This window comes from Streptomyces sp. NPDC017056 (genome assembly GCF_044332485.1).
In the GTDB taxonomy this organism is placed as follows: Bacteria; Actinomycetota; Actinomycetes; order Streptomycetales; family Streptomycetaceae; genus Streptomyces.
Genome location: NZ_JBIRPD010000013.1, coordinates 99,515 through 121,993, shown reverse-complemented (window position 1 = coordinate 121,993; position 22,479 = coordinate 99,515). Strand labels below are relative to the sequence as shown.

Below are 22,479 nucleotides of genomic sequence, written 5' to 3'. Positions count from 1 at the left end.
GGCCCGACCGGCCACCCTAACCGGTGGTCCCGTACGCCCGGCAGAATGAAGGAGTGCGGCTCGAAGCGATCACCTGGGAACGGCTGACCGACGCGCTGGCCGAGCGGATCGGTGCGACGGAGGCGGCGGACGGCGGCCCGTGGCTGCGCGTCGCGATCGACGGGGCGCCGGCCGCCCGCCCGGAGGACGCCGCCGGGCGGCTCGCGGAGGCACTGCGGCTGCGCGGCCGGCCCGTGCACGTCGTCGCGGCCGACGGGTTCCTGCGCCCCGCCTCCCTCCGCCTGGAGTACGGGAAGGAAGACCCCGACGCGTATTACGACGAGTGGTTCGACCGGCAGGCACTCTGGCGCGAGGTCTTCACGCCGCTGGATCCGGGCGGCACGGGCCGGGTGCTGCCGGACCTGTGGGATCCCCGGACGGACCGGGCCACGCGCAGTCCGTATACCGCGCTGCCGCCGGGCGGTGTCCTGCTGCTGCACGGACCGCTGCTGTTCGGCCACTGGTTCCCCTTCGACCTGTCGGTCCACCTGAAGCTGTCGCCCGCCGCCCTGACCCGGCGCACGCCGGAGGGCGAGCGGTGGACGCTGGCCGCCTTCGCGCGCTACGAGGACGAGGTGCGGCCTGACGAGACCGCGGACGTCGTCGTGAAGGCGGACGATCCGAACCGCCCGGTCTGGACCGGAAGCGCCTGACCAGCCGCTTTCCTCTGGCGCACCGGGCCTTCCCGGGGTGTGCGGCCCGCGCCGTGTCAGGCGTCGGCCAGGGCCAGCAGCTTGGTCACGGTGTTCCAGTTGCGGGCGGTGGCCGTCACGCCGAGCCGGGCGCGGGAGACCGCCTCGGCCAGCTTGGAACGGCCTATTCCGTTCGGGCACCACAGGTACAGCTCGCGGCCGACGAGCCGGAACCGGTCCGGGGTGTACGCCCCGGTGTCCAAGGCCTCTTCCAGGGCCTCCAGCGGGGCGACGTGGGCGGGCTCGGCTGACAGGAAGGTCACGTGAAGGGTCTTGGGCTCCGCCTCGGCCTGCGGGAAGGGGTTGGCGGCGATGGCGGCGGCCAATTCGTCACGCGTACGGACCAGCACGGGGACGGGAAAGCCCAGTTCGTCGGCGATCCGGGCCTCGATGGCGTGGGCGGTCTCCTCGGGCGGCGTGCCGGGGTCCGCGAAGACGATGTTGCCGGTCTGCAGGAGGACCGTCACGTCCTTGTGGCCCAACGCGGCGAACAGTTCACGCTGTTGGGCCATGGTGAACTTGTTGCGGCCTCCGACGTTGATGCCGCGGAGCAGGGCGATCTGGCGGGACATGGCGGGTACGGGCCTTTCTCGCGTACGGGAGGTGCGCGGGGCTCGGGAGCCGGAAACGGACGCGTCAGAAGAGGGGCTGCGGAAGGACGCCCTCCAGGGCCAGCAGGCGGCGCTTGGTCTCCAGGCCGCCGCCGAAACCGCCGATGCCGCCGTCGCTGGCCACCACCCGGTGGCAGGGGACGACGACGGGGAGCGGGTTGGAGCCCATGGCCGCGCCCACCGCGCGGGCGGCGCCCGGCTCGCCGACCCGGTCGGCCAGGTGCTGGTAGCCGACCACCGCGCCGTACGGGACGTGGGCGGCCAGTTCGCGCAGCACCCGCTCGTTGAAGCCCGCCGACAGGGACCAGTCCAGGGGGACGGTGAAGGCGCGCAGGCCGCCGTCGAAATACCGGGTCAGCTCGTCGGCGGCCGTGGTCAAGTGGGGTATCTCGGGGAGCGGTTCGCGGCCGAACGCGTGCCGGAGGCGGCTCAGGGAGCGGCGGGTGGTCCGCTCGTCGGCGTGGAAGCCGACCAGCGCCAGCCCCTCGCGGGTCGCCGCGAGCAGCAGCGGGCCGATGGGGGTGTCCAGCACCCGCCAGGCCCAGTCGCGTGACTCGGGCTCCCGGTGCGACTCCGGCTCCCGGCGCGGCGCCACCCGTCCGGGCGGCGTCTCCGGCCCGGGCCGCTCGTGTCGGCCGGCCGGGCCGTCCCGCTGATCCCGCTGATCCCGCTCTGAGTTCGTCACGGATTCAGCCTATGACCCACCACTGACAACGCCCCCGGAACGCGGTTCCGGGGGCTGTCACCGCCGTACTACCGGCCGGTCTTCTTCACTGCGTCGCGGATGACGTCGGGCTTGTTGCTGATGATGCCGTCGACACCCTGACCTGCGGCCTTGACCGCGTTCGGTGCGTCGTCGACGGTCCAGGTGAAGACCTCCAGCGGGCGGCCGTGCGGGCCCTTCACCTTGTGCACGGCCGAGACGTAGGCCGCGTCGATCGACTTGTACTGCGGGTTGATCTGGTCGGCGAACGCCGCGTACTTGGGCAGCTCGGCGACGCCCGGAGTGCCGAGGAAGCCCGTCTTGACGTCGCGCCGCAGGCTGTGGACCTTCTTCACCGAGTCGGCGTTGAAGCTCTGGACGATCAGCCGGTTCTTGACGTGGTCACGGTCCAGCCAGCCGTCCTCGCGCAGCTCCTTGAGCGTCTGCCGCTCGATGCCGGGATACAGCTCGGGGGCCTTGAGCTCCATCAGGAGCTTCTGGTCGTTGTCCTCGACCGCGTCCATGTAGTCCTCCAGCGTCGGTACCCGCTCGCCGGCGAACTTCGGGCTGAACCAGCTGCCGGCGTCCAACTGCTCGATTTCCTTGAGCGTGAAGTCGCCGACGTTCCAGGGCGCGCGGCCCGGGAAGACCTGCTCCACGTTGGTCGTCCGGGCGAGCGAGGTGTCGTGCAGGATGACCAGCTCGCCGTCCTTGGTGCGCTGGACGTCGTTCTCCACCCAGGTGATCCCGAGGTCGGCGGCGGCGTCGACGGCGGCGAGCGTGTTCTCGGGCGCGTAGGCGGAGGCGCCCCGGTGGGCGATGGTCACCACTTTGTGGTGCCTCTCGGCGGCCTGGGCGCCGGCCGCGGGGAGCATGGACGCGGCCAGGCCCACGAGCGCACCGGCGACGGTGGCGACAGGACGGATACGCATACGGACTCCTAGTGACGACGGGAAGGCGAGCGCGGTCCGGGCCGGATCCGGCAGGGCCGGAGCGGAACCGGGACTCTTGCGGTAACGAGGTGGAATTCGGGGTGGGACGCGCAGAGGTTCGCAGTTGGGGTGTACCGGAAGACAGGCGCCCGATGGACAGAAATTGAACGAGAAGTGTCCTGTGTTCCGGGTTTGAACGCCGCGGCCCGCGCCCTCCGCCCGGGCGGTGCGCAACATACGCACGGTCCGTGCCCGGCCGGCGACGTATAGTCCCGGCCTCCAGGCCCGCAGACCGGGAAACGGCCCGCCCGGCCTCTCCGACCGGTTTTCGGCTTGCGGCCGGGACCGCCCGGCCCTCACCCGCCGCCGACTCCTCCCGCGAGACTCCGCACCCCGCTGCCCCCGACCACGGAACCGCTGGCCGGAGCGTTTTCCGGCCGGTTGTCAGTGGGGAGTCGTACGGTTGGTTCCATGCGGCCCGTATCCAAGATCGAACGCACGGTGGCACCTTTCGAGGTCGTCAGCCCGTATCAGCCCAGTGGCGACCAGCCGGCGGCCATCGCCGAGCTGGAGCAGCGCGTCAGCGGTGGTGAGAAGGATGTCGTCCTGCTCGGCGCGACCGGTACCGGCAAGTCGGCGACCACCGCGTGGATGATCGAGAAGCTGCAGCGCCCCACCCTCGTCATGGCGCCCAACAAGACCCTCGCGGCGCAGCTCGCCAACGAGTTCCGCGAGCTGCTGCCCAACAACGCCGTCGAGTACTTCGTCTCCTACTACGACTACTACCAGCCCGAGGCGTACGTCCCGCAGTCGGACACGTACATCGAAAAGGACTCCTCGATCAACGAGGAGGTCGAGCGGCTGCGCCACTCCGCGACGAACTCCCTGCTCACACGGCGTGACGTGGTCGTGGTCGCCTCGGTGTCCTGCATCTACGGCCTGGGCACGCCCCAGGAGTACGTGGACCGCATGGTGCAGCTCAAGGTCGGTGACGAGATCGACCGCGACCAGCTTCTGCGCCGCTTCGTCGACATCCAGTACACCCGCAACGACCTGGCGTTCACCCGCGGCACCTTCCGTGTGCGCGGCGACACCATCGAGATCTTCCCGGTCTACGAGGAGCTGGCCGTCCGGATCGAGATGTTCGGCGACGAGATCGAGGCGCTGTCCACGCTCCACCCGCTCACCGGCGAGGTCATCAGCGAGGACCGGCAGCTGTACGTCTTCCCCGCCAGCCACTACGTCGCGGGCCCGGAGCGCATGGAGAAGGCCATCGCCGGGATCGAGGCGGAGCTGGCCGAGAGCCTGGCCACGATGGAGAAGCAGGGCAAGCACCTGGAGGCCCAGCGGCTGCGCATGCGCACGACCTACGACATCGAGATGATGCGCCAGGTCGGCTCCTGCTCCGGCATCGAGAACTACTCGATGCACATGGACGACCGCGCGCCCGGCACCGCGCCCAACACCCTCCTCGACTACTTCCCGGAGGACTTCCTCCTGGTCATCGACGAGTCGCACGTCACCGTGCCGCAGATCGGCGCGATGTACGAGGGCGACGCGTCCCGCAAGCGCACCCTCGTCGAGCACGGCTTCCGGCTGCCGTCGGCCCTCGACAACCGGCCGCTCAAGTGGGAGGAGTTCCTGGAGCGCGTCGGCCAGACGGTCTACCTCTCCGCGACGCCCGGCAACTACGAGCTCTCCCGCTCCGACGGCTTCGTGGAGCAGATCATCCGCCCGACGGGCCTGGTCGACCCCGAGGTGATCGTGAAGTCCACCGAGGGCCAGATCGACGACCTGGTGCACGAGATCCGGCTGCGTACGGAGAAGGACGAACGGGTCCTGGTCACCACCCTCACCAAGAAGATGGCCGAGGACCTCACGGACTACTTCCTGGAGCTGGGCATCCAGGTCCGCTACCTGCACAGCGACGTGGACACCCTGCGGCGCATCGAGCTGCTGCGGGAGCTGCGGGCCGGCGAGTACGACGTCCTGGTCGGCATCAACCTGCTGCGGGAGGGCCTGGACCTGCCCGAGGTGTCGCTGGTGGCGATCCTCGACGCCGACAAGGAGGGCTTCCTGCGGTCCGGCACGTCCTTGATCCAGACCATTGGCCGGGCCGCCCGTAACGTCTCCGGCCAGGTGCACATGTACGCGGACAAGATCACCCCGGCCATGCAGAAGGCGATCGAGGAGACCAACCGCCGCCGGGAGAAGCAGCTCGCGTACAACAAGGAAAAGGGCATCGACCCGCAGCCGCTCCGCAAGAAGATCGGCGACATCGTCGCGACGCTGGCGCGCGAGGAGATCGACACCCAGGAGCTGCTGGGCACGGGCTACCGCAAGGCGGCCGAAGGCAAGGACGCCAAGGGCAAGGCGCCGGTACCCGCGCTGGGCGGCAAGGCGGCCAAGGGCAAGGGCGGCAAGGCCGGTGCCACGCCCACCGACCGACCCGCCGCCGAACTGGCCGAGCTCATCGAGGAGATGACCGACCGGATGCGGGCCGCCGCCGCGGAACTCCAGTTCGAGGTGGCCGCCCGGCTGCGCGACGAGGTGGGGGAGCTCAAGAAGGAACTGCGGCAGATGAGGGAGGCCGGACTGCGGTGACGAGGTGACGCGGTGACGAGGTGACGCGGGGTGTGCCGGGGGAGCCGGGCGGGCCGGGGAGCAGCGGGAGCGGGGCCGACCGGGCGGCCCGCCCACGCCGGCCGGGCCGGACTGAGGCGCCCACTTGACTGCTGGCGTCGTGCCCGGGTTGAGGCGCCCGCTCGGCGGCTGGCGTCATGCCCGGGTTGACGCGCCCGCCCAGCGGCCAGCGTCGCGCCCGGGCCGATGCGCCCGCCAGGCTGCTGGCGTCATGCCCCGGGTTGACGCGCCCGCCCGGTAACCGACGCCGTGCCCGGCGCCCGGCCCCATGCCCGGGCTGACGCGCCCGCCCAGCGGCCGGCGCCATACCCGGCACCCGGCACGCCCCCGGCACCCGGCACGCCCCCGGCACCCGGCACGCCCCCGGCACCCGGCACGCCCCCGTCACCCGGCACGCCCCCGTCACCCGGCACGCTCCCCGTCACCCGGCACGCTCCCCGTCACCCGGCACGCTCCCCGCCACCCGGCATGCTCCCCGTCACCCGGCGCGCTCCTCGCCACCCGGCGCCTTCCCCGGCCTGTCGCTGTGTTGCAGGAACGCCACAAAGCGTGGGGCGGGCGAATGACTGGCCCGTTCCGCGCATAGGGTCGGGGAAGGCCGCCGGGGAGGCGGCAAACGGGGAACGGAACGAGAGGGGACGGCACGTGTCGGTCAACTTGTCCAAGGGGCAGGGCATCAGCCTGGCGAAGTCCGACGGGGGAACGCTGACCGCGGTGCGGATGGGCCTGGGCTGGCGGGCGGCGCCGCGCCGCGGCCTGTTCGGATCGCGCACCCGGGAGATCGACCTCGACGCCTCGGCCGTGCTGTTCGCCGACAAGCAGCCGATGGACGTCGTCTTCTTCCAGCACCTCGTCAGCGACGACGGTTCGGTGCGGCACACCGGCGACAACGTGGTCGGCGGCGCCGGGCAGGGCGGGGACGACGAGGCGATCGTCGTCGACCTGGCGCGGGTGCCGGTGCACATCGACCAGATCGTGTTCACCGTGAACTCCTTCACCGGGCAGACCTTCGCCGAGGTGCAGGATGCCTTCTGCCGCCTGGTCGACGAGTCCACCGGCCAGGAGATGGCCCGCTACACCCTCACCGGCGGCGGCGACTACACCGCGCAGATCATGAGCAAGGTGCACCGTTCCGGCAGCGGCTGGCAGATGACCGCGATCGGCGAGCCGTCGAACGGCCGTACGTTCAAGGACGTGGTACCGGCGATCCTGCCGTACCTGTAAGCACACACGGCGCCCCGTCGGCGAGCACGGGGCGCGGCACGACACTTCGGGGGAACGACGATGACGGCCGAACTCGTCCGCGGGCAGAACCACCCGCTGGACCGGACCCGTTTGGAGATCAGGATCGCGGCGGGCGGACCCGTCGTCGCGGGGGCGACGCTCGCCGACGAGGCGGGTGGCATCCCGGGCGTCGAGGCGGTCGCCCATCCGGGCGCGCCGCGCCGTACCGGCATCGAGGTTCCCCGGCAGGCCGCGGCCGAGCACCGGATAGCGGTGGATCTCGACGCCCTGCCTGCCGCCGTGCACCGGGTGAGCGTGCTGCTCGCGCTGCCCGTCGGCGTCGGCGGCCCGGCGGCCATCGGCGCCGCGGCGGCACCGTTCGTCTCCGTGACGGGTCTCGACGGCACGGGCATCGCCAGCTACACCCTCACCGACCTCGGCGCCGAGACCGCCGTCGTCGCGCTGGAGCTGTACCGCAGGCAGGGCGCCTGGAAGGTGCGCGCCGTGGGCCAGGGGTACGCGGGCGGGCTCGCGGCGCTGCTCCAGGACCAGGGCCTGCCGCAGGCCGCCGAGCTGGCCTCGGAAATCCAGGAAGCGGTACGCAGCGGCCACGCGCGCTCGGTCCCCGCTCCCGCCCCGGACGCGGGTACGGGTTCGCGTACGGGCACGGGTACGCGTACGGGCACAGGCTCGCGTACGGGCACGGGCGCAGCCCCGGACGCCGGCCCGGCGCCGGAAGCCGCTTCCGCCGCCGGCCCCGTCGACTACCGCCACCCGAAGCGCCGCACCCCGAGCCCGCACCCGCAGCCGGACAGCCCCGCCCCGGCCGCTCCCACCGCCGCAGGCGCGCCCCCGACCGCAGCAGGAGCGCCCCCGGCGGCCCAAGGCGCCCCCACCGGCCCGGTCGCCGGTGACGCCGCCGGCCGGACCATGGACGAGCGGCTCTACAACCAGGTCTGGGGCATGTTCGAAGACCTGGCGCGTACGGTCGCCGCCTACCGCAGCGCCATGGACTTCGCCCAGTCCCGCCTGGCGAAGGAGCTGGACGCCGTCAACGCCGACCCGCGCAACCGCGTCGGGGCGGCCGCCGACGCCGCGCGCGCCGCGGCACACGACAAGCACGCCCGGCTCGCCGTCCAGGCCCGCGAGGTGCTCGACCGGGATCTGGCCCAGCTCACGGCCGAGGCCGAGGTCGTCGAGCCCGCCCTGCCGCCCGCCCTCGCCGCCTGGAGCAGCCCCGTCTGGCAGGGCTACCGGGCAGCGGAGGAGTACCCGACGGCGGTGCGGCTCGGCGATCTGCGCCTGCCGGAGTGCCCGGACCTGCGCATTCCCATGCTCGTACGGCTGCCGATGGACCGCGGGCTGTGGATCGACAGCGGGCAGCCCGAGCCCTCCGGGAGCGCGGGCGCCCACGACGACGGGTTCGCGAGCGCTTTCGGGCTGGACGGCCTTGACGGCGTCCAGGACGCCGACGGGCTCCCCGACGCGGCCGAGATGCGGCGCCGGGCGGTGGACACCGCCGTCGGCCTCGCCGCCCGCCTGCTCGCCGCCCACCCGGCGGGCGAACTGACCGTCCAGGTCATCGACCCGGCCGGCGCGGCGGCTTCCGCGCTCGCACCGCTGCGGGAGACGGGGGCGCTCCGCGAGCCCCCGGCCGCCGGCGCGCAGGGCGTGACCGCGGTGCTCGGCGAGCTGACCCGGCGTGTCGACCTCGTGCAGATGGCGATACGCAACCAGGCCGCGGAGGACCTGCCGCCGGACCTGGACACCGCCGAACAGCTGCTGATCGTCCACGACTTCCCGCACGGCTTCGACGACCGGGCCGTCAACCAGCTGCGCTACCTGGCGGACGAGGGCCCGTCGGTCGGCGTGCACCTGATGATGGTCGCCGACCGGGCCGAGGCGCGGGAGTACGGGCCGGTGCTGGACCCGCTGTGGCGGTCGCTTCTGCGGATCACGCCGGTGCCGGACGCCTATCTCGCCGACCCCTGGGTCGGGCACGCCTGGACGTACGAGCCGTCGCGCGTGCCGGAGGGCAGCCGGGTGCTGCGCCAGGTCCTGGGCGGCCTGGCCGAGGCCCGCCGGGCCCAGGGGCACTCACGGACCAGGGAGCGCTGAGGGGCGGGGGCGTCTGCGCTGGATGGCAAAGGCTTCTGGGCTGAGTGGCGGGCCCTTCTGGGCGTTCCCAAGCCGCTGACCACCGCATTTACCTAAGTCTTTACTATCTATTGCCTTTCCTTTACTCTTTTGGTGCGGAGGGGAGTACTCCTGCGCGACGTACCCGTCATCACGGATCGCACGACTGACGAGATCCCGGGGCGTCGGCCCGTCTCGGGGAGCGCGGCACCCGCGCTCTCGGGTGGAAGAGACCTCCGGCAGCGACGACGCTGTGAGTGCCGTACGACTCTGCCGGAGGAGCAGTGGACGTTTCCCTGAACCTGTGGGTGCTGACCATTCTCGGTCTGTGCGCCCTGATCGCCGCCGATTTCTTCATCGGCGGCCGCAAACCGCACGAGGTCTCCCTCAAGGAGGCCGGAATCTGGACCGCCGTCTGGATCGCCCTCGCCGGGCTGTTCGGGCTGGGCCTGCTCGTCTTCGGCGGCGGAGCGCCGGCCGGCGAGTTCTTCGCGGGCTTCATCACCGAGAAGTCGCTGAGCGTCGACAACCTCTTCGTCTTCGTCCTGATCATGGCGAAGTTCGCGGTGCCGACGATCTACCAGCAGCGGGTGCTGATGGTCGGCGTCCTGATAGCGCTCGTACTGCGCGCCGGGTTCATCGGCGCGGGCGCGGCGATCATCGCCAACTTCTCGTGGGTCTTCTACATCTTCGGCGCGTTCCTCATCTGGACGGCCTGGAAGCTGATCAAGGAGGCGCGGGCCGAGGAGCAGGACGAGGAGTTCGAGGAGAACCGCTTCCTGAAGATGGTCGAGAAGCGGTTCCCCTCGACCGACAGGTACCACGGCACCAAGCTGTTCGTCGTGGAGAACGGCAGGCGCCTGATGACGCCGATGCTGATCGTCATGCTGGCGATCGGCACCACCGACGTCCTGTTCGCGCTGGACTCGATCCCCGCGATCTTCGGCCTCACCCAGGACCCGTACATCGTCTTCACCGCCAACGCCTTCGCCCTGATGGGTCTGCGGCAGCTCTACTTCCTCATCGGCGGCCTGCTGAAGAAGCTGGTGCACCTGTCCTACGGCCTGTCGATCATCCTCGGGTTCATCGGCGTGAAGCTGGTGCTGCACGCCCTGCACGAGTCGGGGGTGAGCGTTCCGGAGATCAGCATCCCGGTCTCGCTCGGCGTGATCTGCGCCGTCCTCGTCGTCACGACGATCACGAGCCTGCGGGTTTCCAGGAAGCAGGCGCGGGCCGAGGCGGAGGCCGCGGAGGAGGGCTCCAAGGACGCCGTGGACGTGTGATCGCCGCGGCCGCATGACGGCCCGTGCGGCGTCCCGGGGCTGCGCTACGGAGAGGTCCGGCGGAACCACCGCCGGGCCTCTCCGCCGTACGTCACGTCACCAGCCGCGTTCGCGCCACTCGGCGAGGTGCGGGCGCTCGGCGCCGAGGGTGGTGTCCGAGCCGTGGCCCGGGTAGACCCAGGTCTCGTCCGGCAGCCGGTCGAAGAGCTTGGCCGAGACGTCGTCGAGGAGGCTGGCGAACTGCTCCGGGTCGTTCCAGGTGTTGCCGACGCCGCCCGGGAAGAGGCAGTCGCCGGTGAAGACGTGCGGGTGCCCGTGCGGGTCGTCGTAGATCAGCGCGATGCTGCCCGGCGTGTGGCCGACCAGGTGGCGGGCGGTCAGCCGGACCTCGCCGAAGGAGATCGTGTCACCGTCCTCGACGGGCACGTCGGTCGGTACGGGGATGCCCTCGGCGTCGTACCGGCCCGCGTACGTACGGGCGCCCGTCGCGTCGACGACCTCGCGCAGCGCGCCCCAGTGGTCCCCGTGCTGATGGGTGGTCACCACGCTGGTGATGCCGCTGTCACCGATCAGGTTGAGAAGGGTGCGCGGCTCGGCGGCGGCGTCGATCAGCAACTGCTCGCCGGTGGCACGGCAGCGCAGCAGGTAGGCGTTGTTGTCCATGGGGCCGACCGCGACCTTGGAGATCATCAGGTCGGCCAACTCGTGCACGTCGGCCGGTCCGCCGACCTTCACTGCTCCGGTGTAGCTCATGGGCCCAGCCTAAAGCGGGGGAACGGCCGGAAGGGGGCCGCCCCGGGTGTCCAGCGCGGCGCCTTTCGCGCGGCCGGTGAGCCAGCCGACCAGCTCGGCGGGGGAGCCCGACACCACCAGGTACGGGACGTCCCCCGAGCCCTCCGTGACCGCTCCCGTGTGCTCCGTACGGCCGGTGCGCCACCGCCGTCCGTCGGGGGTGCGCAGTTCCACGGCGGGCACGTCCACGTGGCCCGCGAACTTCACCCCCGTCAGGAAGGCCAGCTCGGCGTCGAGGAAGGCGGCCGGCAGCTGGTCGATCCCGTAGCCGATGCCGAGGTCGATGCGGTGCAGCTCGACCTCGGCCAGCCGGCGGAAGGGCAGCCGGGCGGCGCGTTCGAGGACGCCGTTGCGCATCTCCAGCTCGAACTGCCGACGCGCGGGCGGCAGCGCCGCCGCGGCCGCGTCGAAGCGGTCGGCGCTGGAGCGCAGGTCGTCCAGGTGGACGGCGAGCGGGCGGTCGGCGCCCGCTGTGATGTCGGCGTCGCGGGCCGCGGCACTCTCGTACATCGGGGTACGAACGCCCGTACGTGCCCAGGTCAGCAGGTTGACCAGGGCGTCGGCGTTGCGTGACACATGGGCGAGGAGGTGGCCGCGGGTCCAGTTGGGCAGCAGTGACGGTTCTCCGATTGCCTCGTCGTCCAACTTGCCCACGGAGACGAGCAGTCGGTCGGTCGCTTCGCGGACAGAGGCGGCATCCTGCACGAAATCCGGCGCGGACGCGGGCACGTTGTCGGTCATGGTCCGAAGCTAGCGCCGCGCTGCCGTCTTCGGGAGTCGGCCTGCACGGATCCGGGCGTGCGCGGGCGGCGCACGCGGCGCGGGACGGCCCCGGCCGGGGTCGCGGGAAGCGGACCGGCCGGGACATCGGGAAGCGGACCGGCCGGGTCCGCGGCTGCCGGGCAGCCGTTCCGCAACCGTCAGGCAGCCGTTCCGCCGGGAGCGCCGAACCACCTGCGCAACGCGTCCTCAAGAGCGGCCAGTTCGTCGTCCGCCGTGCAGGTGACCGCGGGAACCGTACGGGTGGCCGTCGTCGCACCGGCCGTACGGGCAGGGGATATGTCCCCGTCCGCGCCCTCTTCGCCGCGCGGCATGCCCCGCAAGGCGTCCGCGTCCGTGCCCCACGCCACCACGCCGTCCGGCCGCACCAGAAGACCGGCCAGCTCCGGACGGCCCGGGCAGTAGGCGGTCACCACGCGCAGCCGTCCCGCGTATCCGGCGGCCCGCCCGGCCAGGCCGGGGTCGTCGGTGAGGACGAGCAGCAGCCCGCGCCCGTCCTCCAGGTGCGCGCCGAGCCGGGTGCCGTCGGCGAAGACCAGGTCGGGGGCGCTGCGGCCGGTCAGCGGGTGGCCGCCGGGCAGGTCGTACCGCTGCCACACGCCGGATATCTTCTTGGCGAAGAACGTGGTGCCGGCGACCGTGTCCGTCAGCTCGGCGACCACCTTGCGCAGCGCGCGGGCGTGCGGTTCCGGCCGCATCAGCGCGATCTGGGCCCTGGTCCACTCCAGTACCCACGCGCCGATCGGGTGCCGCTCGGCGGTGTAGGTGTCCAGCAGGCCGTCCGGCGCGTGGCCGAGGACCGTCGCGGCCAGCTTCCAGCCCAGGTTCATCGCGTCGCCGATGCCCAGGTTCAGCCCCTGGCCGCCGAACGGCGAGTGCACGTGCGCCGCGTCACCGGCCAGCAGGACGCGGCCGCGGCGGTACTCGGGGACCTGGCGGGCGTTGTCCGTGAACCGGGTGGCGGTGTGCACCTCGGTGATCGTGACGTCGGTCCCGGAGGTGCGGCGCAACGCGGCCTGCAGCTCCCCGGCGGTGACGGGCGCGTCGCGGTCGGCGGGCGGTCCGCCGAACTCGACGGTGAGGATGCGGCCGGGCACCGGACCGTGGCAGTAGATGCCGGTCTCCGTCTCGGTCCAGCCCGTGCCGAGGGCCTCGGAGCCGGTCATCTCCACCATCGCCTGGTGGCCGGTGATCTCCGGGGCCGTGCCGGGGAAGGGGAATCCGGCCAGCTTGCGGACCGTACTGCGGCCGCCGTCGCACCCGACGAGCCAGGCGGCGTGCAGCGCCCCACCGCCCTCCGAGCCGACGCCCTCCGCGCCACCGCCCCCCGAGCCGACGTCCTCCATGCCGCCGCCGCCCGAGCCGCCACCCTCCGCGCCACCGGTCCCCGCTGCGTCGCGGACGTACACCGTCACGCCGTCCCCGGAGGCGTCGAAACCGGTCAGCTCCACGCCGCGGCGCAGGACGACGCCGAGTCCGGCGGCGCGCTCGGCGAGCAGCCGCTCCAGCGCCTGCTGCGGGACCATGCCCACGTCGTCCGCCGGCCCGGCGCGGTGGAAGTCGGAGTCGGCCGCGTCCATGTTCCCGGCGTGCAGCATGATGCCCGCGAAGTGCCCGGCGAACTTCGGCGCGGGCCGTATGGTGCCGGCGCCGGCCGCCCGCCGCTGCCGCACGAAGGAGTCGAACCGGCCGAGGGCGGCCTGCTGCACCTCGGCGAGCGCGGGCAGTAACCCGCGGCGGTAAAAGGCTTCGGCGCTGGGCGTGTTGACGGCTCCCGCCTTGACCGTCTCGTCCACTTCGGCGCGCCGCTCCAGCACGACGACGCGCACTCCGCGCAGGGCCAGCTCGCAGGCGAGCAGCAGTCCTACGGGGCCGGCGCCCGCGATCACCACGTCCGTGCCGGTGTCCGGGTCCGTTCCCGCGATGGTGTCCTTGTCCATGGCGATTAGTGTACGCGGTAAAAAAATTAGCCGGGTAAAGTTATGGTCATGGTCGCGAGCGTGGCGGGCTGGGTGGACGGGGGTTCTCTGCTGTGATGTGGGGCACTCGTGCGTCGGCTGCCGATGATCGCGAGGAAGAGAGCCGGGCTGTCGCGCGTTGACAAGAGGCGGCCACACGTTCGGGTGAAGCAGGTCGAAGGCGACCGTAATTCGAATGCGCGTGCTATAGGCTCGTGTGTGGCATCAATAAGACATCGCCGCGGAGGCCCCCATACCCTGGGGCGGGGGCTCCCGCTCAGCTCCTGTGCCGTACGCAGCTCAGCGACCGAATCGCTCAGCCGTCGTCAACCGGGCCGTGCAAGCTGAGCCGCGGCCTCCCGCCCCTCTCCAGAAAGGTGCCGACCGGCGTGGCCGACCGTCTCATCGTTCGTGGCGCTCGCGAGCACAACCTCCGGAACGTCTCGCTCGACCTGCCCCGAGACTCCCTCATCGTCTTCACGGGGCTCTCCGGCTCGGGCAAGTCCTCGCTCGCCTTCGACACGATCTTCGCCGAGGGGCAGCGCCGCTATGTCGAGTCGCTCTCCTCCTATGCCCGGCAGTTCCTCGGGCAGATGGACAAGCCCGATGTGGACTTCATCGAAGGTTTGTCCCCCGCGGTCTCGATCGACCAGAAGTCGACCTCGCGCAACCCGCGCTCGACGGTCGGCACGATCACCGAGGTCTACGACTACCTCCGCCTGCTGTTCGCCCGCATCGGCAAGCCGCACTGCCCCGAGTGCGGCGACCCGATCGCCCGGCAGTCGCCGCAGGCCATCGTCGACAAGGTCCTGGAGCTGCCCGAGGGCAGCCGCTTCCAGGTGCTGGCCCCGCTCGCGCGCGAGCGCAAGGGCGAGTTCGTGGACCTCTTCTCCGACCTCCAGACCAAGGGTTACAGCCGTGCCCGCGTCGACGGCCGGACGATCCAGCTCTCCGACCCGCCGAAGCTCAAGAAGCAGGAGAAGCACACGATCGAGGTGGTCGTCGACCGCCTGACCGTCAAGGACAGCGCCAAGCGGCGGCTGACCGACTCCGTCGAGACCGCGCTCGGTCTCTCCGGCGGCATGGTCATCCTCGACTTCGTCGACCTCGACGAGGACGACCCGCAGCGCGAGCGGATGTATTCCGAGCACCTGTACTGCCCGCGCGACGACCTGTCGTTCGAGGAGCTGGAGCCCCGCTCCTTCTCCTTCAACTCGCCCTTCGGCGCCTGCCCCGACTGCACCGGCATCGGTACGCGCATGGAGGTCGACCCCGACCTGATCGTCCCGGACGAGGAGAAGTCCCTCGACGAGGGCGCCGTCCACCCCTGGTCGCACGGCCACACCAAGGAGTACTTCGGCCGCCTGGTCGGCGCGCTCGCCGACGCCCTCGGATTCCGTACGGACATCCCCTGGGCCGGGCTGCCGCAGCGCGCCAAGAAGGCCATCCTCAACGGCCACCGCACCCAGATCGACGTGCGCTACCGCAACCGCTACGGCCGCGAGCGCTCGTACACCACCGCGTTCGAGGGCGCCGTGCCGTTCGTCAAGCGGCGCCACCAGGAGGCGGAGAGCGACAGCAGCCGCGAGCGCTTCGAGGGCTACATGCGCGAGGTGCCCTGCCCGACCTGTGAGGGCACCCGGCTCAAGCCGATCGTCCTCGCCGTCACGGTCCAGGGCCGTTCGATCGCCGAGGTCTCGGCCATGTCGATCAGCGACTGTGCCGACTTCCTGCGGGACATGAAGCTCAACGCCCGCGAGAAGAAGATCGCCGAGCGGGTCCTCAAGGAGGTCAACGAGCGGCTGAAGTTCCTCGTCGACGTCGGCCTGGACTACCTCTCGCTCAACCGCGCGGCGGGCACCCTCTCCGGCGGCGAGGCCCAGCGCATCCGCCTCGCCACCCAGATCGGCTCCGGCCTGGTGGGCGTCCTGTACGTGCTCGACGAGCCGTCCATCGGCCTGCACCAGCGCGACAACCACCGCCTCATCGAGACGCTGGTGCGCCTGCGCGACATGGGCAACACGCTCATCGTCGTCGAGCACGACGAGGACACGATCAAGGTCGCCGACTGGGTCGTGGACATCGGCCCGGGCGCCGGCGAGCACGGCGGCAAGGTCGTGCACAGCGGCCCGATGAAGGAGTTGCTGGCCAACAAGGAGTCGGTCACCGGGCAGTACCTGGCGGGCAAGAAGGCCATCCCGACGCCCGACGTGCGCCGGCCCGCCGACCCGAAGCGGCAGCTGACGGTGCACGGCGCGAAGGAGAACAACCTCCGCGACATCGACGTCTCCTTCCCGCTCGGCGTGCTCACCGCCGTCACCGGCGTCTCCGGGTCCGGCAAGTCCACGCTCGTCAACGACATCCTCTACACCCACCTGGCGCGCGAGCTGAACGGCGCCAAGTCGGTGCCGGGCCGCCATGTGCGCGTCGAGGGCGACGACCTGGTGGACAAGGTCGTGCACGTCGACCAGTCGCCCATCGGCCGTACGCCGCGCTCCAACCCGGCGACGTACACCGGCGTCTTCGACAACATCCGCAAGCTGTTCGCGGAGACGATGGAGGCGAAGGTCCGCGGCTACCTGCCGGGGCGCTTCTCCTTCAACGTCAAGGGCGGCCGCTGCGAGAACTGCGCGGGCGACGGCACCATCAAGATCGAGATGAACTTCCTGCCGGACGTGTACGTGCCGTGCGAGGTCTGCCACGGCGCGCGCTACAACCGGGAGACCCTGGAGGTCCACTACAAGGGCAAGTCCATCGCCGAGGTGCTGGACATGCCGATCGAGGAGGCGCTGAGCTTCTTCGAGGCCGTGCCGACCATCGCCCGGCACCTCAAGACCCTCTACGAGGTCGGTCTCGGGTACGTACGGCTCGGGCAGTCCGCGCCGACGCTGTCCGGCGGCGAGGCGCAGCGCGTCAAGCTCGCCTCCGAGCTGCAGAAGCGTTCCACGGGCCGTACGGTCTACGTCCTCGACGAGCCGACCACCGGTCTGCACTTCGACGACATCAGCAAGCTGATCAAGGTGCTGTCCGGGCTGGTCGACAAGGGCAACTCGGTCATCGTCATCGAGCACAACCTCGACGTGATCAAGACCGCCGACTGGGTCGTGGACATGGGCCCCGAGGGCGGCAACGGCGGCGGTCTGGTGGTCGCCGAGGGCACGCCCGAGCAGGTCGCGGCGGTTCCCGCCAGCCACACCGGCAAGTTCCTGCGCGACATCCTGGGCGACCGGGTGAGCGACGCGGAGCCGGTCGCGGCCGGGACGAAGAAGCGCGCGGCCCGTAAGACGGTCGCCGCGGCCAAGGCTCCGGCCAAGAAGACCGTCTCGGCGAAGACGGCCACCAAGGCGACCGCTGCCAAGACGACGGCCAAGAAGGCCGCCGCAAAGCCCGCGGCCGCGAAGAAGACGGCCGCCAAGAAGACGGTCGCGAAGAAGGCGACGCGGACCCGCAAGGTCTGACGGCCGCGCCTGTACGCAGAACGGGCCGCCACCCACTCCCGCGAGTGGGTGGCGGCCCGTTCGCGTAAGGTCAGGCGTCCGCCAGCTCCGCCGCGTACGGAGGCTGTGCCCCCGCCCGTGAGCAGGTCACCGCCGCGGCGCGGGCCGCGAAGCCGAGGATGTCGCGCCAGGCCCCGAGGGACAGGGCGGCGAGCGCGGCGGGGGACAGGGCGCCGTGCGCGTCGAGGCGGTGCAGCAGTGCCGCGTTGACCGTGTCGCCGGCGCCGATCGTGTCGGCGACCGCGACCCGCTCGCCGGGCACCGTGATCTCCTCCCCGCCCGGCGTCAGGACGGACAGCCCGTCGCCGCCGCGCGTCAGCACGACCGCCGCGGGACCGGCCGTCAGCCATTCCTTGACCGCGGCCGCGACGCCCTCGGGGCCGGCCAGCCACGCCGCGTCCTCCTCGGAGAGCTTCAGCAGCGTGACGTGCGGCAGCCAGGCGCGGAAGCGGGCGCGGTAGGCGTCCGGGTCGGTGATCAGCCCGGCGCGGATGTTGGGGTCCAGTGCCGTGAAGACGCCCGCCCGGGCGGCCCGGCGCATCAGGGACTCGTACGCGCTCGCGCCCGGCTCCAGTACCAGCGAGCAGGTGCCGAACGAGAACGCCCGCGCCCCGGCGGGCAGTTCGGGCGGCAGGGTGAACAGGCGGTCGGCGGTGCCGTCGGCGTAGAAGCCGTACCCGGCCGAGCCGTCCGCGCTGATGTCGGCGACGGCCAGGGTGGTGGGCTCGGTGCCGCGCTGCACCAGCGAGGTGTCCACGCCGTCCGCCCGCAGCCCGCGCAGCAGTTCCTCGCCGAACGTGTCGGTGGAGACCCGCGAGCAGAACGCGGCGGGCGAGCCGAGCCGCCCGAGGGCCAGGGCGGTGTTGTACGGGCCGCCGCCCCGGCGCGGCAGCAGCGCGGGCAGCGGCCCGTCCCCCGAGGGGGCTTGCGAGCTGGGAACGAGGTCGATCAGTGCCTCGCCGGCGACGACGATCACGAGAGAGCCTGGCCTTTCTGGGGGAGGAGGGGGCGGGTCAGCGGTCGGTGCCGGTGCAGCCGCAGGATTCGCGGTGCACGTACGTACAGGGCAGCCGGAGGGTGCGCGGCGGGCGGTCCGGCTCCTCCAGCCGCTCCAGGAGCAGCCGGACCGCCGCGGCCCCGATCTCCTTGCTGGGCTGGGAGATCGCCGTCAGGCGCGGTGCGAAGAGGTCGGCCCAGGAGAAGTCGTCGAAGCAGGCCAGCGCGATGTCGCGGGGGACGTCGAGGCCGAGGTCGCGCAGCGCGCGCAGGGTGCCGATCGTCATCGCGTTGTTGGCGGTGATGATCGCGGTGGGCGGTTCGGGGGCGGCGAGCAGGTGGCGGGTGGCGTCGTGGGCGCCCTCGGCCTCGGAGTTGCCGCCGGCCAGCAGTTCGGGGGCGAAGGGCAGGCCGCGGGCGCGCAGGCCCTCGCGGTAGCCCTGGACGCGCTCGGTGGTGGTGCTCAGCCCCGGCAGCCCGGCGACCAGCCCGATGCGGGTGTGGCCCAGGTCGGCGAGGTGCTCGACGAGCTGCCGTACGGGGGCGGTGTTCTCGGCGCAGACCTGGTCGTACGCGTCGCCGACGAGCCGGTCGAGGAAGACGGCCGGAACCTTGCGGCGGGTCAGGTAGCCGGCCATGCCGGCGGGTTCGGCGGACGGCGCGACGATCATGCCGTCCACCCGGCGCTCGTGCAGCAACCGGACGACCTTCTGCTCGTGCGCGGGGTCGTCGTGCGGGTCGGCGATCAGCAGGCTGTAGCCGGCCTCCAGGGCGCCGGCTTCGACGCCCTGGAGGATCTCGGTGAAGTACGGGTTGCTGATCGCGGAGACCGCGAGACCTATGGAGCGGGTGCGCGAGGTGACCAGGGAGCGGGCCAGCGTGTTGTGGGTGTAGCCCAGCTCGTCGATGGCCGCGAGGACGGCGGCGCGGGTGTCGGGGCGCACCGGCCGGGTCTCGTTGAGCACATGCGAGACCGTGGCGACGGAGACTCCCGCCTGCCGCGCCACATCGACCATCGTCGTCATTCCGGTCCGTCTCCCGAGTCCGTGGCCCCCAGTCGGCCGGCAGGGGGCCCGCTGCCGGTACGTAGTCCATCACAGCCTAGACGTAAACGCTTGCGCAAACGTTTACGCCCGGGTTACGTTCACGCCGCCCCACTGCAACACCGCACGAAGACGTGAGGAGGCGCCCATGCGCGCTGTCGTGGTCACCGAGCCGGGCCGTACCGCCCTGACCGAAGTCCCCGATCCCCGGCCGGAACCCGCGGAAGTCGTCGTGCGCGTCTCCTCGTGCGGGCTGTGCGGGACCGACATGCACATCCTCGGCGGGGAGCTGCCCGCCGTGACCTACCCGCTGATCCCCGGGCACGAGCTGACCGGCGAGGTGGTGGCCGTGGGCGAGGGCGTCACCAGCCCGGCCGTCGGCGACCGCGTCGCGGTCAACCCCAACATGCCGTGCGGCGCCTGCCACTACTGCCGCATCGGCCGCGCCAACCTCTGCGAGGACTACCGCGCGATCGGCGTCACCCAGGCGGGTGGTTTCGCCGAGCTGGTCGCGGTGCCCGCGCGCTGCTGCCACCTCGTACCCGAGTCGTTCTCCGAGGCCGCGGCGGGCCTGATCGAGCCGCTGTCCTGCGCGGTGCACGGCCTGAACCGGCTGCCCCGCCGCCCCGGCGAGCACTACCTGATCTACGGCGCCGGCACGATGGGCCTGATGATGGCCGCGCTGGTGCGTACCGCGGGCGCCGCCTCCGTGTCCGTCGTGGACCTCAACGAGGACCGGCTGGCCTTCGCCGAGAGCTTCGGCCTGGACGCCGCCGTCACCAGCGCCGACCGGCTCGGCCGCAAGCCCGGCTTCGAGGTGGTGATCGACGCGACCGGCGCCGTGCCGGCCATCGAGGACGGCCTCGGACGGGTACGCAAGGGCGGAACGTTCCTCCAGTTCGGCGTCACCGACCCGGCCCGTACCGCGAAGTTCTCCCCGTACCTCGTCTACCACCACGAGATCGACATCATCGGCTCGATGGCGGTCCACAACAGCTTCCAGCCCGCCATCGACGTGCTCGAAGCGGGACTCGACCTCGATCCGCTGGTCAGCGACGTGTACGGGCTGGAGGACTTCGACGAGGCGGTGGCTCGCTTCCGGGCCGGCACCGGCCGAAAGATCCACATCGCGCCGCAGCCGGGCTCCCGTACGGCGGGCCCGCAGCGCGCGCGGAAGGGGTGACGCGCCGTGTCCGCACGCATCAAAAACGCCCTGATCTGGGTCTTCGGCGCCCTCGGCGGCATCCTGTGGGGCTATGACACCGGCGTCATCTCCGGCGCGATGCTCTTCATCAAGAACGACATCGAGCTGACGCCGCTCCTGGAGGGCATGGTCGTCTCCGGGCTGCTGGTCGGCGCGATGCTCGGCGCCGGCCTGTCCGGGCGGCTGTCCGACTCCTGGGGCCGGCGCCGCCTGATCCTCGCCGCCTCCGCCGTCTTCATCCTCGGCACCCTCGGCGCCGCCCTCGCCACCGGGCCCTGGACGCTGATCGCCTTCCGCTTCGTGATCGGCATCGGCGTGGGCATCGCCTCCGTCGTCGTACCGCTGTACCTGACGGAGCTGGCCCCCAAGCACCTGCGCGGCGGGCTCACCTCCCTGATGCAGCTGCTCGTCACGGTCGGCATCTTCCTGGCGTACGTCACCGACTACCTGCTCGCCGGCGCCGAGGCGTGGCGCTGGATGATCGGCCTGGGCGTGGTCCCCGCCGCGATCCTGGCGCTCGGCATCGTCACCCAGCCCGAGAGCCCCCGCTGGCTGGTGGGCAAGGGCCGCAACGACGAGGCGCGGCACGTGCTGACGCGGCTGCGCGGCGCGGACGGCGCGGCCGCGGCGGAACTGGCCGAGATCGAGGAGACCGAGCGCGTCGAACGGACGCAGCGCCGGTCGCTGACGCTCAAGGACCTCACGGCGCCGCGGCTGCGGCCGGTCTTCCTCGCCGGGATGCTCCTGGTGTTCTTCCAGAACTTCGTCGGCATCAACACGATCATCTACTACGCGCCGACGCTGCTCACCGACATCGGCTTCGGCTCCGACGGCGCCATCCTCGCCAACGTCGGCATAGGGCTGCTGAACATGCTGATGACGCTGCCCGCCATGCGGCTCATCGACCGCAAGGGCCGCAAGCCGCTGCTCCTCTTCGGCGCGCTCGGCATGTGCGCGGCCATGCTCGTCCTGGCCGTCACCAACCTCTCGGGCCTCGGGTACGGGCCGCTGCTGTCCGCCCTCACCCTCTTCGGCATCGCCCTGTACATCGCGTCCTTCGCGGTCTCCTGGGGGCCGGTGCAGTGGGTGATGCTGCCCGAGCTGTTCCCCATGCGGATCAGGGCCGCCGCGGTGAGCCTGTGCGTGCTGTTCAACTGGCTGTTCAACATGGTCGTCGCGCTGGTCTTCCCGACCCTGCTCGGCGCCTGGGGAGCGGGCGTCAACTTCCTGTTCTTCGCGGTGACGACGTTCGCCGCCTTCGTCTTCGTACGGAAGCTGCTGCCGGAGACCAAGGGCCGCAGCCTGGAGGAGATCGAACGGGACCTGCTCAAGGGCCGGGAGGGCCATCCGCAGGGCGGCGGGGAGGGCCGGCCGGGGCACCCCGAAACGGACGGATCACTACCGGTATCGTCGGGAGCCGACGCCGCGCGGTGACGCCGCCACCGGACCGAGTTCCTGGGAGTACGACATGAGCCAGCCCCCCGCCCGCCGTACCGTGCTGCGAGGGGCCGCGCTCGTGGGCGCCGCGGGCTTCGGCGTCGCGGCCTGCTCCTCCGGGGGCTCGGACGGCGCGTCGGCGACGCCCGCGGAGCCCGTCTCCCTGGGTGCCGCGAGCGAGGTGCCGGTGGGCGGCGCCAAGCTCTACCGCGAGAGCCGGCTCGTGGTCTCGCAGCCGGAGCAGGGCCAGTTCAAGTGCTTCAGCGCCAAGTGCACCCACGCGGGGTGCGTGCTGGACAAGGTCGAGCGCAACCAGGGCAACTGCCCCTGCCACGGCAGCCGGTTCGACGTGACGACCGGCAAGGTCATCCAGGGTCCTGCGGCCAAGCCGCTGCCGGAGGTCCCGGTCAAGGCCGAGGGCGGCAAGCTGGTCGCGGGCTGAGAAGGGCAGACGGGGGACGGAGGGCTTCGGGTGGGGACACCGGTACCGTTACGCACCGCCGCGGGTG

At 71.8% G+C, this 22,479-nt stretch carries 17 protein-coding genes; 9 read left to right on the top strand and 8 right to left on the bottom strand.

Going from position 1 to position 22,479, the window contains the following annotated elements; translation table 11 throughout:
* The first annotated feature begins 53 nt into the window (after window positions 1-53).
* Window positions 54-692, top strand: coding sequence for a uridine kinase (locus ACH4OW_RS24345; RefSeq protein ID WP_398030006.1), 639 nt, complete (start codon window positions 54-56; stop codon window positions 690-692).
* Window positions 693-748: 56 nt separating this feature from the next.
* Here the strand turns inward: ACH4OW_RS24345 and ACH4OW_RS24340 are convergent, their stop codons facing one another.
* The 3 genes from ACH4OW_RS24340 to ACH4OW_RS24330 all read right to left on the bottom strand — a co-directional run bounded on the left by ACH4OW_RS24340 (window position 749) and on the right by ACH4OW_RS24330 (window position 2,977).
* Entirely contained in the window at window positions 749-1,303 is a 555-nt protein-coding gene (locus tag ACH4OW_RS24340; protein WP_398030005.1) for a DUF1697 domain-containing protein, read from the bottom strand.
* A gap of 64 nt (window positions 1,304-1,367) precedes the next feature.
* Window positions 1,368-1,937: a methylated-DNA--[protein]-cysteine S-methyltransferase gene (locus tag ACH4OW_RS24335; protein ID WP_398030082.1), complete on the bottom strand. Its 570-nt coding sequence runs from the start codon at window positions 1,935-1,937 to the stop codon at window positions 1,368-1,370.
* Between the two features lie 158 nt (window positions 1,938-2,095).
* Complete coding sequence (locus tag ACH4OW_RS24330) at window positions 2,096-2,977, bottom strand: glycerophosphodiester phosphodiesterase family protein (RefSeq protein WP_398030004.1); 882 nt, start codon at window positions 2,975-2,977, stop codon at window positions 2,096-2,098.
* A gap of 471 nt (window positions 2,978-3,448) precedes the next feature.
* Here ACH4OW_RS24330 and uvrB point away from each other — a divergent pair, with 471 nt between their 5' ends.
* The 4 genes from uvrB (at window position 3,449) to ACH4OW_RS24310 (ending at window position 10,263) form a co-directional block, all read left to right on the top strand.
* Window positions 3,449-5,581 carry an excinuclease ABC subunit UvrB gene (gene uvrB / locus ACH4OW_RS24325; protein ID WP_360126655.1) on the top strand — a complete coding sequence of 711 codons (2,133 nt, stop codon included), beginning with the start codon at window positions 3,449-3,451 and terminating at the stop codon, window positions 5,579-5,581.
* Window positions 5,582-6,265: 684 nt separating this feature from the next.
* Window positions 6,266-6,844 carry a TerD family protein gene (locus tag ACH4OW_RS24320; protein WP_360126652.1) on the top strand — a complete coding sequence of 193 codons (579 nt, stop codon included), beginning with the start codon at window positions 6,266-6,268 and terminating at the stop codon, window positions 6,842-6,844.
* Between the two features lie 60 nt (window positions 6,845-6,904).
* Entirely contained in the window at window positions 6,905-8,962 is a 2,058-nt protein-coding gene (locus tag ACH4OW_RS24315; protein WP_398030003.1) for a TerD family protein, read from the top strand.
* Window positions 8,963-9,264: 302 nt separating this feature from the next.
* Window positions 9,265-10,263 carry a TerC family protein gene (locus ACH4OW_RS24310; RefSeq protein ID WP_398030002.1) on the top strand — a complete coding sequence of 333 codons (999 nt, stop codon included), beginning with the start codon at window positions 9,265-9,267 and terminating at the stop codon, window positions 10,261-10,263.
* A 96-nt stretch (window positions 10,264-10,359) separates the two neighbouring features.
* Here ACH4OW_RS24310 and ACH4OW_RS24305 read toward each other — a convergent pair whose 3' ends face one another.
* The 3 genes from ACH4OW_RS24305 to ACH4OW_RS24295 all read right to left on the bottom strand — a co-directional run bounded on the left by ACH4OW_RS24305 (window position 10,360) and on the right by ACH4OW_RS24295 (window position 13,775).
* Window positions 10,360-11,016: an MBL fold metallo-hydrolase gene (locus ACH4OW_RS24305; protein WP_360126643.1), complete on the bottom strand. Its 657-nt coding sequence runs from the start codon at window positions 11,014-11,016 to the stop codon at window positions 10,360-10,362.
* 9 nt (window positions 11,017-11,025) lie between these two features.
* Window positions 11,026-11,796 carry a maleylpyruvate isomerase family mycothiol-dependent enzyme gene (locus ACH4OW_RS24300; protein ID WP_360126640.1) on the bottom strand — a complete coding sequence of 257 codons (771 nt, stop codon included), beginning with the start codon at window positions 11,794-11,796 and terminating at the stop codon, window positions 11,026-11,028.
* A gap of 179 nt (window positions 11,797-11,975) precedes the next feature.
* Window positions 11,976-13,775 (bottom strand): FAD-dependent monooxygenase, encoded by a 1,800-nt coding sequence (locus ACH4OW_RS24295; RefSeq protein WP_398030001.1) that lies wholly within the window; start codon window positions 13,773-13,775, stop codon window positions 11,976-11,978.
* 407 nt (window positions 13,776-14,182) lie between these two features.
* On the opposite strand from ACH4OW_RS24295, the gene uvrA reads away from it, so the two are divergent.
* On the top strand, window positions 14,183-17,251 hold the full coding sequence (gene uvrA, locus ACH4OW_RS24290) for an excinuclease ABC subunit UvrA (RefSeq protein ID WP_398030000.1): 3,069 nt from the start codon (window positions 14,183-14,185) through the stop codon (window positions 17,249-17,251).
* 70 nt (window positions 17,252-17,321) lie between these two features.
* On the opposite strand, the gene ACH4OW_RS24285 is transcribed toward uvrA, so the two are convergent.
* Window positions 17,322-18,266: a carbohydrate kinase gene (locus tag ACH4OW_RS24285; protein ID WP_398029999.1), complete on the bottom strand. Its 945-nt coding sequence runs from the start codon at window positions 18,264-18,266 to the stop codon at window positions 17,322-17,324.
* Window positions 18,267-18,303: 37 nt separating this feature from the next.
* Window positions 18,304-19,311 (bottom strand): LacI family DNA-binding transcriptional regulator, encoded by a 1,008-nt coding sequence (locus ACH4OW_RS24280; protein ID WP_398029998.1) that lies wholly within the window; start codon window positions 19,309-19,311, stop codon window positions 18,304-18,306.
* Between the two features lie 166 nt (window positions 19,312-19,477).
* Between ACH4OW_RS24280 and ACH4OW_RS24275 the strand changes: the two genes are divergently transcribed.
* The 3 genes from ACH4OW_RS24275 to ACH4OW_RS24265 are packed head-to-tail and all read left to right on the top strand — an operon-like array spanning window position 19,478 to window position 22,412.
* A complete protein-coding gene (locus tag ACH4OW_RS24275; protein ID WP_398029997.1) occupies window positions 19,478-20,512 on the top strand; it encodes a zinc-dependent alcohol dehydrogenase family protein in 1,035 nt (344 codons plus the stop codon).
* 6 nt (window positions 20,513-20,518) lie between these two features.
* Window positions 20,519-21,967 (top strand): sugar porter family MFS transporter, encoded by a 1,449-nt coding sequence (locus ACH4OW_RS24270; RefSeq protein WP_360126623.1) that lies wholly within the window; start codon window positions 20,519-20,521, stop codon window positions 21,965-21,967.
* A gap of 34 nt (window positions 21,968-22,001) precedes the next feature.
* Complete coding sequence (locus ACH4OW_RS24265; RefSeq protein WP_360126620.1) at window positions 22,002-22,412, top strand: Rieske 2Fe-2S domain-containing protein; 411 nt, start codon at window positions 22,002-22,004, stop codon at window positions 22,410-22,412.
* Window positions 22,413-22,479: the final 67 nt, after the last annotated feature.

What these genes read in the sequence shown, in the direction of transcription:
- ACH4OW_RS24340 (WP_398030005.1), bottom strand. Translation starts at nt 1,303, where the DNA reads ATGTCCCGCCAGATCGCCCTGCTCCGCGGCATCAACGTCGGAGGCCGC.
- ACH4OW_RS24330 (WP_398030004.1), bottom strand. Translation starts at nt 2,977, where the DNA reads ATGCGTATCCGTCCTGTCGCCACCGTCGCCGGTGCGCTCGTGGGCCTG.
- uvrB (WP_360126655.1), top strand. Translation starts at nt 3,449, where the DNA reads ATGCGGCCCGTATCCAAGATCGAACGCACGGTGGCACCTTTCGAGGTC.
- ACH4OW_RS24315 (WP_398030003.1), top strand. Translation starts at nt 6,905, where the DNA reads ATGACGGCCGAACTCGTCCGCGGGCAGAACCACCCGCTGGACCGGACC.
- ACH4OW_RS24305 (WP_360126643.1), bottom strand. Translation starts at nt 11,016, where the DNA reads ATGAGCTACACCGGAGCAGTGAAGGTCGGCGGACCGGCCGACGTGCAC.
- ACH4OW_RS24300 (WP_360126640.1), bottom strand. Translation starts at nt 11,796, where the DNA reads ATGACCGACAACGTGCCCGCGTCCGCGCCGGATTTCGTGCAGGATGCC.
- ACH4OW_RS24295 (WP_398030001.1), bottom strand. Translation starts at nt 13,775, where the DNA reads ATGGACAAGGACACCATCGCGGGAACGGACCCGGACACCGGCACGGAC.
- ACH4OW_RS24280 (WP_398029998.1), bottom strand. Translation starts at nt 19,311, where the DNA reads ATGACGACGATGGTCGATGTGGCGCGGCAGGCGGGAGTCTCCGTCGCC.
- ACH4OW_RS24275 (WP_398029997.1), top strand. Translation starts at nt 19,478, where the DNA reads ATGCGCGCTGTCGTGGTCACCGAGCCGGGCCGTACCGCCCTGACCGAA.
- ACH4OW_RS24265 (WP_360126620.1), top strand. Translation starts at nt 22,002, where the DNA reads ATGAGCCAGCCCCCCGCCCGCCGTACCGTGCTGCGAGGGGCCGCGCTC.